This window comes from Bacillus sp. GBSW19, assembly GCF_002998655.1.
GTDB lineage: Bacteria > Bacillota > Bacilli > Bacillales > Bacillaceae > Bacillus.
The window spans coordinates 46,240-61,761 of record NZ_PVRF01000005.1 but is presented as its reverse complement, the minus strand read 5'-3'; the positions used below and the strand labels follow the sequence as shown (position 1 = coordinate 61,761).

The window sequence follows — 15,522 nt, the reverse complement described above, 5'->3', positions numbered from 1 at the left end:
AGGTTACCCACGTGTTACTCACCCGTCCGCCGCTAACATCCGGGAGCAAGCTCCCTTCTGTCCGCTCGACTTGCATGTATTAGGCACGCCGCCAGCGTTCGTCCTGAGCCAGGATCAAACTCTCCGAAAAAGTACAAAACCGAAGTTTTGTTTTTCGCCAGTTTGACTGACTACCTATGATGTTTCATAGGATTTTTTTATAAAAACTCGAATTAACAGGTACGTTTTGTCTTGTTTAGTTTTCAAAGATCATCTTCGCCGTTCTTAGCGGCTTTAATAATATAACATTTCGCTTCATCTTATGTCAACAACTTTTTTCAAGTTTATTTCCCGAAGCGTTTTGTGTTTGTCACTGTGTGTCAGCGACGATTAATAATATATCACGAAAATATTCTATCGGTCAACGCCTTTTCAAAACTTTTTTTAAAATAGTTTTATTGTGCATCTCAAACCCTTGTCCTGCATACAATCAAGTAACAATCTCGGACAAGGCAGGAGTGTTTGAATTGAGTCGATTATATGTGTTGCCTATTAAACGGCTGAAGCAAATTGTCATTATTCTTGTAGCAGCCCTTGCAGCTGCAACCTTTTTTTATGTACAAAAGGCACCGCCGCTGTCGGTATTTAAAACAGAACACGGACCCCGAGCCATTTATAAAGGCGAGACTTCCTCAAAACATGTCTCCCTTACTTTTAATATCGGCTGGGGAGATGAGAAGGCTGTTCCTATTTTAAATGTCCTTCGAGAGTACGATATAAAGAACGCTACTTTCTTTCTGTCTGCTTCTTGGGCTGAGCGTCATCCTGATATCGTCAAACAAATTAGAGAGGACGGTCACCAAATCGGCAGCCTTGGCTATGCTTATAAAAATTATAGCCAGCTTGAAGATAGTGAAATCAAGCAAGATCTTGTCCGGGCACAAAATTCATTTCAAAAGCTTGGACTAGATGACATTCAACTATTAAGACCGCCAACTGGGCAATTTAACGAAAAAGCATTGAAAATTGCCACACAGTACGGTTATACCGTTGTCCATTACAGCGTCAACTCACAAGATTGGCTGAATCCGGGCGTCGATCAGATTGTTCAGAATGTAAATGATCGAATGAAAAGCGGAGATATTGTTCTCCTACATGCCTCAGATTCAGCAACCCAAACCGCTCAAGCCTTACCAGCTATTTTGAAACAAATCAAAGAAAAGAATTTAAAAAATGTGACGGTTGGCGAACTGATCTCCAATACCAAAACAAGGTCATCGGAAGTTAAGTAGCTTTCGCCTTTGAAAACCGCGGCATAGCTAACAACTGAAACGCATTACAGCCTAATAGCGGAAATAGCATTAAATACAGCCAGTCCTCTTCGTTGACTCTGAGCGCCGGGAACCATTCTAGCGACGTGATGACAACCATGAGAAACATTGCGGAAACAAAAGTTTTCTTAGAGGACTGCTGCTGTTTAAAGTAAGCCACGATCAATGCGAACACACCGATAAAGACAGGCAGCCATAGGTATGGAAGAAATGATTCATTCTCCCCGAAAAACAAAAACCGCAAGTAAGCTAAATCAAACAGCACAAAGATCACCAGAAACAGCTGAATGGTATTCCATAGAGAATGTGATCGGAATATCTCTAACGCAAACCGGTGCACCGTTAAAAAGACAACAAACCCCATCTGACTAATGACACTAAAAATCATCCCCACACCAATGAACCAAAACAACACAGATGCGATTTCTAGTATTTCAAACGATATAAAAAGCTTCTGATATTTCCCCCACTCCAGCGCAAAGCCAACCACGCTTGTAATGACCGCTCCAACAGCTAGCACAGAGAAGAAAAAACGAACTAAATCCCGACTTTTCATTGAATTGATCCAACCCCTATTTTTGTTATGTATAAATTTACGTGAAACATTCATATTAAAAGTAAGACATGTAACGAAAGGAGCCACAGTATGTCAAAAGGCATCTTGCGTATAATGAGCTGTTTTCTCCTTTTATCTCTAACAGCTTGTGCTCCCAAAACCCAATCCTCATCTAATATGGACTATGACGAAACAAAGAAAATGGTCGTCGATATATTGAAGACAGATGACGGTAAAAAGGCCATTCAACAGTTATTAAATGACGAGGCAATGAATGAAGCTTTGGTAATGGATGAACAAACTGTGAAAAAAACGATAGAGAAAACACTGACTTCTGATAAAGGCAAAGAGTTCTGGAAGAAGGTCTTTGAGGATTCTAAATTTGCCGAGACTTTCGCAAAATCCATGCAGCAACAGCATGAAAAGATGTTAAAACAGTTAATGAAGGACCCTGACTATCAGCAATTGATGATGGATATTCTCAAGGATCCCGAAATGGAAAAGAAATACGGTGAACTGGTGAAAAGCAAAGAGTTCAGAAAGCACTTAGAAAAAGTCATTACAGAAACATTAAGCAGTCCTCTTTATAAGAAGAAATTCGAAGATGAGCTTAAAAAAGCAGCATCTGAAAGCAGTGATTCCGGATCAAAAGGCAGCGAAGAAAGCGGCAGTTAAACATCACCCGAGGGGACATTCATCCACTCGGGCTTTCATTATGCTTTTACTGCTAATTGTTCAATAACTTTATTCGCAATGTGTTGATACACTTCTCCCGTCGGATGACTCGCATCATAGACAGATGGAGCAAAATCATCTTCATTCCAATCAGGCTGCCTTAGAGGAATTTGACCAAGGACCGATACTCGCAGCTCTTCCGCCAGCTTATCCCCGCCTCCTTTTCCAAAGACATATTCTTTCTCACCTGTTTTTTTGCTTTCATAATAGCTCATATTCTCAACGACACCCAGCACCTCGTGATCTGTTTGCAGTGCCATTGCGCCTGCTCTAGCAGCAACGAAGGCAGCTGTAGGATGCGGTGTTGTGACAATGATTTCTTTACAGCTTGGAAGCATTGTATGAATATCAAGCGCCACATCTCCCGTTCCAGGCGGAAGGTCTAATAGTAAGTAATCTAATTCTCCCCACTCGACTTCGTGGAAGAAGTTATTCAGCATTTTACCAAGCATCGGTCCTCTCCAAATGACCGGTGCATTTTCTTCAACAAAAAAGCCCATTGAAATCACTTTGACACCAAAGCGTTCCACAGGAATAATTTTTTCCCCTTTAACAGTTGGTCTGACGGTGATTCCCATCATATCCGGTACACTAAAGCCATAAATATCTGCATCAATCAGTCCGACTTTTTTCCCTAGACGAGCCAGTGCTACAGCAAGGTTAACAGACACGGTGGATTTACCAACGCCGCCCTTTCCACTCGCAATCGCTAAGAACTCAGGCGGATTTTTAGAGTTGAGCAAATTTTCTTCCTCATCTTGTGAAGGCATAAACCTTTCAAGTGTTTCCTGAGGCAATTCTTCAAAACGTAGCCCTACTGTGTTAGCGCCAGCTGATTTCAAGGCTTGTACGATGTCTTGCTGCAGCTTCATCTGCTCAGCAGTACCCGTTTTGGCAATGGCTACCTTTAAGCTCACATGTTCTTTTTCAGGCTTTAGGCTGATTTCCTTGATGGCATCCAGCTCACCAAGCGGTATATGAAGGAAAGGTTCGTCCATCTTCCCAACTAGTTTTCTCACATCATCTTGTCCGATCATAGCAGAACCTCACCCTTTATTGAATTCGTTTACAATCCAAGTATATCATACATATCCTTACAATGTCTGTCCTGTTTGCCTGCGTTCAAAAGGAAAAAGCCCCTTATTCAGGCGGCTCTTTTTGCTCTGTCAAATATCTTAAAATACCTTTATAAATGGAGGCAGCAATTTGATCTTGATATTTAGGTGTTGCCAGCTGACCGGCCTCTTTCGGATTGGAGAGAAACCCAATCTCCACAAGAGCTCCTGGCTTTGTCACATTTTGCATTAAATAAATGCCATTGATCCGCTTCGCCTTTCGATCTGTGTTTTCAAGATTATTGCGTAATTCATCTTGTATGAACTTTGCTGCCTTTTCATTTTCTTCATACCTTCCGTAAAAAAACGTCTGTGCGCCGCTCCATTTGTTCGATGGGATCGCATTTAAATGAATACTTAAGTAGAAATCCGCTTCAGACTCATTAATGACTTTTACGCGGTTCCTCAAATCCTCCGCTTTCTTCCGGGCATATCCCTTTGTGTTCTTTGATGATAAATCAGAATCATCCTCGCGGGTCATAAGAACAAGAGCTCCCTGCTCCTGTAAATAGTCACGTATCTTCATGGATACATCCAGCGCAATCTCTTTTTCAAGCAACTCTCCGCCTACAGCCCCGCCATCTGGACCGCCATGACCCGGATCTAAATAGATGATCTTGCCGCTTAAAGGCAAGTTCCACGATTTCCACGAATCATCATTTAGAAATTGAAACCTGAATAAGAATAAGAGGACAATAAACCCGATTAAAAACCCTGTCCATTTCAGCTTTCTTTTCATCCCTGTCCCTCCCATACACCATTATTTTATAGATATGGGACAAGGGCTGGAAATATGCTTAGTGCAACCGAAGCTTATGCCTTTTTTCTGATTCTCGAAAGCCTTCCTGCCACCACATGCTTAAAAAGTCCTTCGCAAATGGATACAGACACGACATCTTCCTCTCCATTCGGAACATATTCCCCCACGATTGCAAACATCCTGCTAGCTCCTCAACCAGCTCATCTTCCTCCTGGGAGGACCGCTTCTTGATATGGTCGAACGATTCGCCGTATTTACTCGACTCACCGTATCTCCCGCCAGCTAAAAAAGCTTCAATGGCGAAATCTATGCAGCCATCACTCATAATCCCAGCTGGATCATCTGCAAATGGGAACAGCTTCTTCGTGAATTTCTCAGAAGCGACCGTCACCTGTTGAAGAGACAAAGTACGCAACAGCTTCTTTTCAAGCGTGACATCTCGTTTTGTTTTCAATTGATAAAATGAAAGAACCTCTGCCATGGACTGAACTCCTTTTTTCTTTGTATTGTTCGTTGGTTTGAACAAAACATGCAGTTCAGTAAATGGAAATCAATAAGCTAACGGATTGGAAAATTGTGATAAAATGAACATTTATATATAGAAAGAATAGAAAAGAGGCAAAATTCATGAAGAAGTGGATGTATATCCTGTTGCTACTAACAGTCATCTTATCTGGATGCAGCAGTCAAGCGACCGAGCAGAAGAGCGACATGAAAGGAATAGAAGACATATCCTTAAAACAGCTTTCCAAGCATAAAAGCACGTATCTAGGTAACAACTCAGCCATTCGTGACATCTTATCAGAGCTTCCTGGAGGCATGATTCGAGAATTTGAAATCGTTGATGGGAAAGCATTAGACGTCACGTACGGCGTAAAAGAAAATGCCGGATACACAGAAGAACAATTTGACGCATACTGGTTTGATCAAAAGGAGACAATTGAGAAAACGTATTTATACAACGCACTCGCACTTTTTATCCTTGTCGATAACGTAGAGCAAGTGACACTCAAAATGAACTCTAACGACAAATCATCCGTCACGTTTCAAAGAAAAGAGCTAGAAAAAAAGCTGCCTCACTCATTTAAAGAGTACCAAGACGATGCAGCGCTTTGGCAGAAGGAACTGGTTGATGGAGTTGTGAAGTCAAAAGAGAAACGCCAAGATGTATACAACAAGTTTCCCATGCAGAATTAATAAAACAGAGGGGTGTCTCCCTCTGTTTTATTGATAATTATGTAGTAAAAGCTTGAATCAATCGTTGTCGAAAGTTTTGATCTACTGCTGCAGTAAGCATAAATTCATTGAATATTCTCCAATCCAGTGAGAATGATTCGCTTTCGGATCATTGATAAAAAGAGAAATGGATATTGATGATGTATCTGTTCTTCGATATAAAGCAGCTGTGAAAACAAACAATGTTGCTCCGCCTTTATACCAAAGATATTGATCTGTTTCCGTCTTCAATGTTTCTCCTTTCCAAATAACAGAGGATTTACATATTCAATATAACAAATATTTCAAATAAAGGCGCAAAAAAGCAGAGGTTCGTGAATCCCTCCACTTCTTGATGTTCTTATTGATGGGGCAGATGCAGTTTCATCCCATTATGCGTAGCTTCAAACCCTAATTTTTCGTAAAAACGGTGTGCATCTGGTCTCTGTTTGTCTGTTGTTAGCTGAATCATATGACAGCCGCGGTCGCTTGCGTGTTGAATAGCCCTTTTTATCAACATCGTGCCAATTCCTTTTCCTCTATGAGTCGAGGCTGTACGAACTCCTTCTATTGAAGCTCTCCATCCTCCTTGATGTGTAAGAAAAGGCGTCATGGTCAATTGGAGAACACCTACAGCTTCTTCCTGATCACACGCAACCATGAGTTCAATATTTGGATCAGCATCTATTGAGTGAAAGGCTTTGATATAGCTTTCTAATAATGGTTGAGTGTAGCGCTCTCTTTTTTGACCTAACATATCATCAGCGAGCATGAAGACGATCTTGTCGAGATCTTCCAGCGTGGCTTCTCTGCACGTCAGTTGACTTAAATCCAAAGAAAACACCTCCTATGAAATGAAGTGGAACAATTTCATCATTGACCAAAATACCAATGACGTGCGTTCTCATATAAGATGTGATCAGCAGCTTTTTCATCAAAAATCTGTTGAATTAATTCAACATCACCGTATTCAAACGGACGCTTTGCCCTTGTGGATGGAAGGTCTGTACCAAACATTAGTGCATTAGGATTCGTTTGATAAATAGACGTCAACGCATGTTCGACGTTTAAATCAACACGTCCAAAACCTGTTGCTTTCACACGAACCCCTTTTTCAACCAGCTTTAGCAAATGCGGCAAGCCTTCTTCCGATAAGCCTAAATGATCAATTGAAACGGCCGGCAGCTTTTCAAGTGTTGATGAGATGTCAGGGAGATGCTTAGCGTCTATGTAAATCTCACTATGCCATCCCGCCAGCTCATACACCCTTTTCGCAAAATAATCGAGCTTCGAAATATTCTCCGAACCACCCCGCTTCACGTTAAAACGTAAAGCTTTTACCCCATGTTGATCCAAATGAACAATCTCATCATCAGTTGCTGTAAAAGGTAATTGAGTCACACCGCAAAAAGACGGCCCCATTTCATCCAGCGCCTTCAACAAATAGCCTTGGTCAAAGCCTTGAAATGACCCTGACACGATTGCTCCACCTAAAATCCCAAAATCAGCCGTCTCTCTCCTATAATCATTCACCACATAACTAGGCGGTGTATACCCTTGGTTTTCTTGAATGGGAAAATTAAAATCAATGATATGAAAATGTGCATCAAAGATCCTCATGCGCGCGCCCCTCTTCTGCTTATTTGATCTGATTATATCAATAGCGAAAGCCAACAGATATTTGGAATGACGAATCACTTCATATTATGAAAACTTATCAAGTTTTCCATTCCTCTCGTAAGATGGCATAGTAAAATTCATCCCACCACTCATTTCCTTGAGGTATACACTTTTTAAAATACCCTTCTCTTCTCATCCCCATTTTCTCCATCACTCTCCACGATGGCACATTTTCAGGCTGACAAGTGGCAATGATTCGATGTAAATTCATTGTGTGAAAGCCATAATGTAGTACAGCATAAGCAGCTTCTGATGCATAGCCTTTGTTTTGATATGCAGGATTGAAGACCCACCCAATTTCATATGTGTGCTCACCAAAGTACGGATGAAACGCGATATGCCCAATGCATGTATGATCTTCTTTTAATAGGACAGCGACATACTTAGCATTTTCATGACGATTATTTTTGATAAATTCCTTCGCATCTTCTTTAGAAAATACATCTTCCGGAATATACTTCATCACTGTCGGATCAGATGTATATGCATAAACATCCTGCCAATCATCATCAGTAAATGGTCGAATGAGACACCTTTCTGTCGTTAGATTCATAGGACAACCTCCATAAATAATCTTCTTTTAAACAGAAAACTTTCTATACTCATATTTTATACGTATCCAAAAGGAAGTGACCAGTCATTATTTATTAAATAAAAAGCACAAAAAAAGCACCAGCAGGATGCTGATGCTTTTCATATATGGTTTGTCTGTAACAAACCTTTGTAAAACGTCCATACAATATAAAATTGATTAACGTTTTGAGAACTGAGGAGCTCTACGCGCGCCTTTAAGACCGTATTTCTTACGCTCTTTCATACGAGGGTCACGAGTAAGAAGTCCAGCACGTTTAAGTGATGTACGGTACTCAGGATCTACTTCTAGAAGAGCACGAGAGATACCGTGACGAATTGCTCCAGCTTGACCAGAGAATCCACCACCGTGAACAGTTACAAGAACATCGTAGCTGTTAGCTGTTTCTGTGATGTTCAAAGGCTGTTTCACGTCTTCGATTAAAGCAGCGAATGGAATGTATTCAGTAATTTCACGATTATTAACGACGATACGGCCTTCACCTGGAACTAAGCGAACGCGCGCTACAGAACTTTTACGACGACCTGTACCGTAATATTGAACCTGTGCCAAATTGTTAACCTCCCTTATAATTAACCGCGAAGTTCGTAAACTTCAGGTTGTTGTGCTTGATGTGGATGCTCAGAACCACGGTACACATTTAATTTTTTGAACATTTGACGGCCTAATGGACCCTTTGGAAGCATACCTTTGATAGCAAGCTCCAACATTTTTTCAGGGTAGTTTGTACGCATCTCAAGAGCAGTTCTTTGTTTCAAACCACCTGGGTGCATCGTGTGACGGTAGTAAATTTTGTCCGTCAATTTCTTACCTGTTAATTCGATTTTCTCAGCATTGATGATGATGACGTGATCACCTGTATCAACGTGTGGTGTATAAGTTGGTTTGTGCTTACCGCGCAAAAGTGATGCTACTTCAGTAGAAAGACGACCTAGAGTCTTGCCTGCCGCATCAACAACTAGCCATTTGCGCTCAATTGTGCTTGCGTTCGCCATTGGTGTTGTACGCATGAGTTTCCCTCCTAAATAAATCAATGATTTTTCCTTGAATCAAATGCTACGTTCTATTTCAAAACACAAGATAAGTCTTCCGGGGCTTATTTGTGGGGTTGAAATACATACCATATGATATCTTATAACTTTCTGCTTCCTGTGTCAAGAACATGTTACACCTGGTTTAGTTGTCATAGAAAACTTCCCATAAATACAGTCCGTGACTAGGCGCAGTCTTGCCTGCCGCTTCGCGATTTCGGGCGGCAAGCATGGCTTTTATCTCATCAGGGTGAAATTTACCAGATCCGATTTCAAGTAACGTTCCAGCGATAATTCGCACCATGTTGTATAAAAAGCCATTTCCTCTCACACGCATTTCAAGCCCGTCTGAGACGTTTTTCCACTCGAGGGTGTAAATCTCCCTTACCTTGTCCTGAACCTCTGTATTGGCCGCACAAAAGCTTGTGAAGTCGTGTGTGCCAATGAGGTGTCCAGCAGCTTCTCTCATTTTGTCTGCATCCAGCCGGTAAGGAAAGTGGCAGGCATACTGTCTCGTGAACACATTTTGGTGCGTTTCCGTTGAGACCTTATAACGGTACTCCTTCGAAACGACACTAAAACGTGCATGAAACGACTCATCCACTTCCTCAGCCTTTAGAACCCTGATGTCATCCGGCAGGAGACTATTGAGGGCAAAAGGCCATCTTTCCATCGGAATCGAGAGCGGCGTGTCGAAATGGATGACCTGCCCCTTCGCATGGACGCCGCTGTCCGTCCGACCAGAAGCCACAATCGGAATCAGTTCATCCTGTTTATGCATTCTTGCAAGAGCCGACTCGATCTCCGTCTGAACAGTCCGCTGCCCAGGCTGCACCTGATAGCCTTTAAAATGTGTCCCATCGTAGGAGACGGTACATTTGACCTTCATCTAGGAATCACCTAATTTCTCAGAAGCACAAGGAGTGCTGTTAACAGGATGAATAGGAGCAGCGTGAACGTGTCTTTCATGCCCCAGACAAGCTGACGGTATTTCGTCCGCCCTTCTCCCCCGCGGTAGCCTCTCGCTTCCATAGCGGTCGCCAGTTCCTCTGCACGCTTAAACGCACTGACGAAAAGCGGAACAAGCAAAGGAACAATTGCTTTCATGCGGTCCTTTAGAGGTCCGCTTGTAAAATCAACACCTCTTGCCATTTGTGCCTTCATGATTTTGTCCGTCTCTTCTAGTAAAGTTGGAATAAACCGAAGAGAGATGGACATCATGAGAGCAAGCTCGTGAACAGGCAGTTTGATTTTACGGAATGGGTGAAGCAGCTTTTCCATGCCGTCTGTCACTTCTATAGGCGTTGTGGTTAACGTCAGAAGTGTCGTCATCATGATGAGATAGACAAAACGGAGTGAAATGAAAATCCCCTGCTTTAGACCTTCTTCATAAATATTTAAAAAACCAAAGTGAAATAGCAAGGCGCCATCCTTTGTCATGAAGATATGCAGAATGAAGGTAAACAGGACAATCCATAGGATCGGCTTCATTCCCTTGAGAATAAAGTATAGCGGCACCTGAGAAACCATCACCACAAGGAGGGTAAAGACACCTAAAAGCCCGTAAGTGATGTAATTATTAGCAAAAAAGACAATAAAGACAAAAAAGAAAATTGATAACAGCTTTGTCCTTGGATCAAGACGATGGACAAAGGATGAACCTGGCACATATTTGCCGATAATCATACTATCCATCATGATGTCGTGTCCTCCTGATAAAGAGCTGTTAAGGCTTCTGCCATTTCATCCATGGTCAGAAGCGGCCTTGGAAACGTAATACCCAGCTTTTCTTCTACAGTCTGCTGGAATTTAATCGTTTCTGGGAGGTCGAGACCAAACGAAGACATGTCTGTACGATTGGCAAACAATTCTCTCGGCGTACCTGTCGCCTTTACCGTTCCTTTATGCATCACAATCATTTGATCCGCATAATGAGCGGCGTCCTCCATACTGTGTGTAACCAGAATCGTGGTAAGGTTTGCCTTTTGATGAAGCTCATAGAACATGTCCATGATTTCCTTCCGTCCGCGTGGATCTAACCCTGCAGTCGGCTCATCCAGCACAAGCACTTCTGGCTCCATCGCTAGAACACCTGCAATCGCCACACGTCTCATTTGACCGCCGCTTAGTTCAAAGGGAGATCGAGATAATAGGGATTCAGGAAGACCGACTAGCTTCAGCATTTCCTTCGCCTTTGCTTCTGCCTTTTCCTGAGGAACACCGAAATTCATCGGACCAAAGCAGATATCCTTAAGGATCGTTTCTTCAAAGAGCTGATGCTCAGGAAACTGAAACACGATGCCTACTTTTTTCCGGAGGGACTTTAAATCCTTCTGCTTTTTATTGGCTTGTAAGACGGTATCTCCAAGCGCAATGCTCCCCTTCGTTGGTTTGAGCAAGCCATTTAAATGCTGCAGCAATGTAGACTTGCCAGAGCCCGTATGACCAATGACAGCGACATAGCTACCCTCTTGGATGGAAGCATTGACATCATACAAAGCGAGACGCTCAAACGGCGTTTTCATTTGATAACGATGCTCTAATTCTTTGATCGTAATGTCCATAGCTCTTTCACCAATCCTTCTTGTGTCAAATGGGCATTTGCAAGCGGTACACCTTGCTGCTTCAATTGTTTGCTCAACCGATAGGAGAATGGCAGATCAAGTCCAATCTGAACCAGCTGTTCGTCTAGTTCAAATACTTCCTCTGGGGTTCCCTCGGCAAATTTTTTCCCGCCATTCATGACAATGACCCGGTCTGCCTTGGCGGCCTCGTCTAAATCATGTGTGATGGAAATGACTGTGACCGTTCCTTGTTCCTTCAGTAGTCTAACAGTCTCTAACACTTCTTCACGGCCAATCGGATCAAGCATCGATGTTGCTTCATCTAAGATCATGATGTCAGGGCTTGCGGCAAGTACACCTGCAATGGCGACTCTCTGCTTTTGCCCGCCTGATAGATGGTGCGGCTCTTGATCAAGAAACTCCTGCATATTGACCTGTTTGACAGCCCAATCTACACGTTCTATCATCAATTCCCGCTCAACCCCGTTATTTTCTAAACCAAAAGCCACATCATCACGAACCGTTGAGCCAACGAATTGGTTATCTGGGTTTTGAAAGACCATTCCGACCTTTTTGCGAATATCCCAGACACTCTCTTCTTTCAGCTCAATCTCTCCAACCTTCACCGTTCCAGCATCCGGTAAAATGAGCCCATTCAGTACACGGGCAAGTGTGGATTTACCTGAACCATTATGGCCAACAATGGCGAGCCATTCATTTTGATTCACATGCAATGACACTTGATCTAAAGCGGGCTTGTCCGCATCCTTGTGATATCGAAATACAATGTCCTTTACGTCAATTAATGTCTTCCCCATCTCTACCGGACCTCCTCTCAGCTCAACCTCTTCTTTGCTTATTGCTAAAAAGCCGTAGTATCTAAAAAAGGGCATAGATCCAGTTATGAACTGTCCCGCCCTTTCTTAGATACACGCTATGTGATTAAACTAATTCAATGACAGCCATTGGTGCGCCATCGCCGCGACGAGGTCCAAGCTTCATGATACGAGTGTATCCACCTTGGCGATCTTCGTAGCGAGTTGCAACGTCAGCGAATAATTTTTGAAGTGCATCTTGGTTTGTTTCAGCGTTAGCTACTTCATTACGAATGTAAGCTGCAGCTTGACGGCGAGCATGAAGATCTCCGCGTTTGCCAAGAGTGATCATTTTTTCAACTACAGAGCGAAGTTCTTTCGCACGTGTTTCAGTTGTTTCGATGCGTTCGTTGATGATCAAATCAGTCGTTAGGTCACGAAGCATTGCTTTACGTTGTGCACTAGTGCGTCCTAGCTTTCTGTATGCCATGTGATGTCCCCTCCTTAGTTAGAGAATGCTGTATGAATAAAAAACACACGAAAATCCTAGTTCACAATGAAACTAGTCAATCGTCTTTACGAAGACCCAGTCCAAGTTCTTCTAGTTTCGCTTTCACTTCTTCAAGAGATTTACGTCCAAGGTTACGAACTTTCATCATATCCTCTTCTGTCTTGTTAGCAAGCTCTTGAACAGTGTTAATACCCGCACGCTTCAAACAGTTGTAAGAACGAACAGAAAGATCAAGCTCTTCAATTGTCATTTCAAGCACTTTTTCTTTTTGGTCTTCTTCTTTCTCAACCATGATTTCAGCATGCTGAGCTTCGTCAGTTAACCCAACGAAAATATTCAGGTGTTCAGTTAAAATCTTAGAACCTAGAGCGATCGCTTCTTTCGGTCCTGTGCTTCCATCAGTCCATACATCTAGTGTTAATTTATCATAGTTTGTGATTTGCCCGACACGGGTGTTCTCCACTTGATAAGTCACACGAGATACAGGTGTATAGATTGAGTCGATCGGAATCACACCGATTGGCTGATCGTCTCTTTTGTTTGCATCAGCAGGATTATACCCGCGACCTCTTTGTGCAGTTAAGCGAACACGGAAGCTCGCATTCTTGCCAAGAGTTGCGATGTGAAGATCTGGATTTAAGATTTCAATATCGCTGTCGTGTGTAATATCAGCAGCTGTTACAGTACCTTCATCTTGTACATCAATTTCAAGCGTCTTCTCTTCTTCAGAGTAGATTTTGAGTGCAAGCTTTTTAATGTTTAAGATAATCGTTGTAACATCTTCAACCACGCCTTCGATCGTTGAGAATTCGTGTAAGACACCATCTATCTGGATCGATGTTACAGCTGCACCAGGAAGTGAGGATAAAAGGATACGACGAAGGGAGTTCCCTAAAGTGGTACCATATCCACGCTCAAGTGGCTCTACGACAAACTTGCCATACTTGGCATCGTCGCTGATTTCAACCGTTTCGATTTTTGGTTTTTCAATTTCGATCATCTAATAAAACCCTCCTTCAAAACGTCGAAACCTCGAATAGAATCATATGAGATTCCATCCGAAATTCCTCATTGTTTAGTCCCGTATGTGCTCAGGCAACGAGTCGTGTATTCGTCTCATAAATAACTGTATCATAACCCATTATTGACAGGGACACAAAATCTATACAAACAAATTACACGCGGCGACGTTTTGGTGGACGGCATCCGTTATGAGGAACTGGAGTTACGTCTCTGATTGCAGTAACTTCAAGACCTGCAGCTTGAAGCGCACGAATTGCAGCTTCACGACCAGAACCAGGACCTTTAACAGTTACTTCAAGTGTTTTAAGACCATGTTCGATAGAACCTTTAGCCGCAGTTTCAGCAGCCATTTGTGCAGCGAAAGGAGTAGATTTACGAGAACCTCTGAATCCTAATGCACCAGCACTTGACCAAGAAATTGCGTTTCCATGAACATCAGTAATCGTTACAATCGTGTTGTTGAAAGTGGAACGGATATGAGCGATTCCAGCTTCAATATTCTTTTTCACGCGACGTTTACGCGTATTTTGTTTACGAGCAGCAGCCATTCTTTAACTACCTCCTTTACTTATTTTTTCTTGTTAGCTACAGTACGACGCGGACCTTTACGAGTACGCGCGTTGTTTTTTGTGTTTTGTCCACGAACAGGAAGTCCTCTACGATGACGGATTCCGCGGTAGCTTCCGATTTCAATTAGACGCTTAATGTTAAGTGAAACTTCACGACGAAGGTCACCTTCTACTTTAAGTTTGTCAATGATATCACGGATTTTACCAAGTTCGTCTTCAGTTAGATCGCGAACGCGAGTGTCTTCAGAAACACCTGCTTCTTTAAGGACTTGTTGCGCAGTCGTACGACCAATTCCAAAAACATATGTTAAAGAAATGACAACACGTTTATCACGTGGAATATCTACACCAGCAATACGAGCCATGATTTGGGCACCTCCTTGTTATTAGCCTTGTTTTTGTTTATGTTTTGGGTTTTCACAGATCACCATTACTTTTCCTTTTCTGCGAATCACTTTACATTTTTCACAGATAGGTTTAACAGATGGTCTCACTTTCATGTGTTTCCAACCTCCTTCTTCCGGAGTTGCTTTATTTGTAACGGTACGTAATTCTACCACGAGTTAAGTCATATGGAGATAATTCTACCGTAACTTTGTCTCCAGGTAAAATGCGAATGAAGTGCATACGGATTTTTCCTGATACATGAGCCAAAACTGTATGACCATTCTCTAGTTCAACTTTGAACATTGCATTTGGCAAAGTTTCTGCTACAGTACCTTCCACTTCAATTACATCGTCTTTCGCCATTCAAGTGTTCTCCCTTCTTCAAATCAGTAACTTGCTCTCTGACAAATGTCCAAATGAGATCATCTCAATTGTCCATCTATCACCCGACCTGTTTTGAATATACTGTTCTGAACTTCCGGAGATACGCAACCATAAAAGGTTATATGATTGATATTTTTTCTTAGGAGAATGAAATTTACGCTTTTCTCCGTCTGCGATTAGTACATGGCAGCCACCGAACATGCCGATGACACCTGTATACTGATCTTGTTCTTTCCTTTGGACTATACAGACAACCTGCCCGATTTGGGCCTGAA

Annotated in this window: 23 protein-coding genes, 1 rRNA gene and 1 pseudogene; 3 read left to right on the top strand and 22 right to left on the bottom strand. The window is 42.3% G+C overall.

From position 1 onward, the window contains the following. Window positions 1–130: ribosomal RNA gene (locus C6344_RS18205) — 16S ribosomal RNA — on the bottom strand; the annotation flags it as partial. 376 nt (window positions 131–506) lie between these two features. Here C6344_RS18205 and pdaB point away from each other — a divergent pair. Continuing rightward, window positions 507–1,271 (top strand): polysaccharide deacetylase family sporulation protein PdaB, encoded by a 765-nt coding sequence (pdaB, locus tag C6344_RS18200; protein ID WP_050945808.1) that lies wholly within the window; start codon window positions 507–509, stop codon window positions 1,269–1,271. On the opposite strand, the gene kbaA is transcribed toward pdaB, so the two are convergent. Further along, window positions 1,264–1,866: a KinB-signaling pathway activation protein gene (gene kbaA / locus C6344_RS18195; protein ID WP_003217204.1), complete on the bottom strand. Its 603-nt coding sequence runs from the start codon at window positions 1,864–1,866 to the stop codon at window positions 1,264–1,266. The two genes, pdaB and kbaA, sit on opposite strands and share 8 nt — an antisense overlap. A gap of 90 nt (window positions 1,867–1,956) precedes the next feature. Here kbaA and gerD point away from each other — a divergent pair, with 90 nt between their 5' ends. Continuing rightward, window positions 1,957–2,541 (top strand): spore germination lipoprotein GerD, encoded by a 585-nt coding sequence (gerD, locus tag C6344_RS18190; RefSeq protein ID WP_003217144.1) that lies wholly within the window; start codon window positions 1,957–1,959, stop codon window positions 2,539–2,541. A 38-nt stretch (window positions 2,542–2,579) separates the two neighbouring features. On the opposite strand, the gene C6344_RS18185 is transcribed toward gerD, so the two are convergent. From C6344_RS18185 to C6344_RS18175, 3 genes are all read right to left on the bottom strand, one after another. Beyond that, window positions 2,580–3,638 carry an Mrp/NBP35 family ATP-binding protein gene (locus C6344_RS18185; protein ID WP_060595386.1) on the bottom strand — a complete coding sequence of 353 codons (1,059 nt, stop codon included), beginning with the start codon at window positions 3,636–3,638 and terminating at the stop codon, window positions 2,580–2,582. A 103-nt stretch (window positions 3,639–3,741) separates the two neighbouring features. Further along, window positions 3,742–4,455, bottom strand: coding sequence for an N-acetylmuramoyl-L-alanine amidase CwlD (cwlD, locus tag C6344_RS18180; protein WP_106073172.1), 714 nt, complete (start codon window positions 4,453–4,455; stop codon window positions 3,742–3,744). Between the two features lie 58 nt (window positions 4,456–4,513). Continuing rightward, window positions 4,514–4,957: a YbaK family protein gene (locus tag C6344_RS18175; RefSeq protein ID WP_066031432.1), complete on the bottom strand. Its 444-nt coding sequence runs from the start codon at window positions 4,955–4,957 to the stop codon at window positions 4,514–4,516. Window positions 4,958–5,103: 146 nt separating this feature from the next. On the opposite strand from C6344_RS18175, the gene C6344_RS18170 reads away from it, so the two are divergent. After that, on the top strand, window positions 5,104–5,673 hold the full coding sequence (locus C6344_RS18170) for a DUF4825 domain-containing protein (RefSeq protein WP_106073171.1): 570 nt from the start codon (window positions 5,104–5,106) through the stop codon (window positions 5,671–5,673). An 81-nt stretch (window positions 5,674–5,754) separates the two neighbouring features. On the opposite strand, the gene C6344_RS18165 is transcribed toward C6344_RS18170, so the two are convergent. The 17 genes and pseudogenes from C6344_RS18165 to C6344_RS19075 all read right to left on the bottom strand — a co-directional run bounded on the left by C6344_RS18165 (window position 5,755) and on the right by C6344_RS19075 (window position 15,511). After that, complete coding sequence (locus C6344_RS18165; protein ID WP_060595383.1) at window positions 5,755–5,943, bottom strand: hypothetical protein; 189 nt, start codon at window positions 5,941–5,943, stop codon at window positions 5,755–5,757. A 109-nt stretch (window positions 5,944–6,052) separates the two neighbouring features. After that, window positions 6,053–6,526 carry a GNAT family N-acetyltransferase gene (locus tag C6344_RS18160; RefSeq protein WP_106031899.1) on the bottom strand — a complete coding sequence of 158 codons (474 nt, stop codon included), beginning with the start codon at window positions 6,524–6,526 and terminating at the stop codon, window positions 6,053–6,055. Window positions 6,527–6,564: 38 nt separating this feature from the next. Then, entirely contained in the window at window positions 6,565–7,311 is a 747-nt protein-coding gene (locus tag C6344_RS18155) for an amidohydrolase family protein (RefSeq protein WP_106073170.1), read from the bottom strand. A 97-nt stretch (window positions 7,312–7,408) separates the two neighbouring features. Beyond that, the gene (locus tag C6344_RS18150; RefSeq protein WP_060595381.1) at window positions 7,409–7,924 is read right to left on the bottom strand and encodes a GNAT family N-acetyltransferase; all 516 of its coding nucleotides are present in this window, start codon (window positions 7,922–7,924) and stop codon (window positions 7,409–7,411) included. Between the two features lie 198 nt (window positions 7,925–8,122). Then, complete coding sequence (rpsI, locus tag C6344_RS18145; RefSeq protein WP_003217273.1) at window positions 8,123–8,515, bottom strand: 30S ribosomal protein S9; 393 nt, start codon at window positions 8,513–8,515, stop codon at window positions 8,123–8,125. A 20-nt stretch (window positions 8,516–8,535) separates the two neighbouring features. Next, the gene (gene rplM / locus C6344_RS18140; RefSeq protein ID WP_003217042.1) at window positions 8,536–8,973 is read right to left on the bottom strand and encodes a 50S ribosomal protein L13; all 438 of its coding nucleotides are present in this window, start codon (window positions 8,971–8,973) and stop codon (window positions 8,536–8,538) included. Window positions 8,974–9,139: 166 nt separating this feature from the next. After that, entirely contained in the window at window positions 9,140–9,883 is a 744-nt protein-coding gene (gene truA, locus C6344_RS18135; protein WP_050945816.1) for a tRNA pseudouridine(38-40) synthase TruA, read from the bottom strand. Between the two features lie 11 nt (window positions 9,884–9,894). Next, window positions 9,895–10,692, bottom strand: a complete 798-nt coding sequence (locus C6344_RS18130) for an energy-coupling factor transporter transmembrane component T family protein (RefSeq protein WP_044139647.1) — start codon at window positions 10,690–10,692, stop codon at window positions 9,895–9,897. Next, complete coding sequence (locus C6344_RS18125) at window positions 10,689–11,558, bottom strand: energy-coupling factor ABC transporter ATP-binding protein (protein ID WP_044139648.1); 870 nt, start codon at window positions 11,556–11,558, stop codon at window positions 10,689–10,691. Before C6344_RS18125 ends, C6344_RS18130 begins: the two co-directional genes overlap by 4 nt. Then, on the bottom strand, window positions 11,534–12,376 hold the full coding sequence (locus C6344_RS18120; protein ID WP_008356549.1) for an energy-coupling factor ABC transporter ATP-binding protein: 843 nt from the start codon (window positions 12,374–12,376) through the stop codon (window positions 11,534–11,536). The genes C6344_RS18125 and C6344_RS18120 overlap by 25 nt, the downstream gene beginning before the upstream one ends. A 124-nt stretch (window positions 12,377–12,500) precedes the next feature. Continuing rightward, window positions 12,501–12,863, bottom strand: a complete 363-nt coding sequence (gene rplQ, locus C6344_RS18115) for a 50S ribosomal protein L17 (RefSeq protein WP_003216944.1) — start codon at window positions 12,861–12,863, stop codon at window positions 12,501–12,503. A 76-nt stretch (window positions 12,864–12,939) separates the two neighbouring features. Continuing rightward, window positions 12,940–13,884, bottom strand: a complete 945-nt coding sequence (locus C6344_RS18110) for a DNA-directed RNA polymerase subunit alpha (RefSeq protein WP_003217009.1) — start codon at window positions 13,882–13,884, stop codon at window positions 12,940–12,942. 175 nt (window positions 13,885–14,059) lie between these two features. Beyond that, a complete protein-coding gene (gene rpsK / locus C6344_RS18105) occupies window positions 14,060–14,455 on the bottom strand; it encodes a 30S ribosomal protein S11 (protein WP_003217231.1) in 396 nt (131 codons plus the stop codon). A gap of 20 nt (window positions 14,456–14,475) precedes the next feature. Continuing rightward, window positions 14,476–14,841 carry a 30S ribosomal protein S13 gene (gene rpsM, locus C6344_RS18100; protein WP_003217023.1) on the bottom strand — a complete coding sequence of 122 codons (366 nt, stop codon included), beginning with the start codon at window positions 14,839–14,841 and terminating at the stop codon, window positions 14,476–14,478. A 21-nt stretch (window positions 14,842–14,862) separates the two neighbouring features. After that, a complete protein-coding gene (gene rpmJ, locus C6344_RS18095; RefSeq protein ID WP_003156543.1) occupies window positions 14,863–14,976 on the bottom strand; it encodes a 50S ribosomal protein L36 in 114 nt (37 codons plus the stop codon). A gap of 31 nt (window positions 14,977–15,007) precedes the next feature. After that, entirely contained in the window at window positions 15,008–15,226 is a 219-nt protein-coding gene (gene infA / locus C6344_RS18090) for a translation initiation factor IF-1 (protein WP_003217190.1), read from the bottom strand. Then, window positions 15,204–15,511: pseudogene (locus tag C6344_RS19075) on the bottom strand (KOW domain-containing RNA-binding protein). Before C6344_RS19075 ends, infA begins: the two are co-directional and overlap by 23 nt. Window positions 15,512–15,522 lie beyond the last annotated feature (11 nt).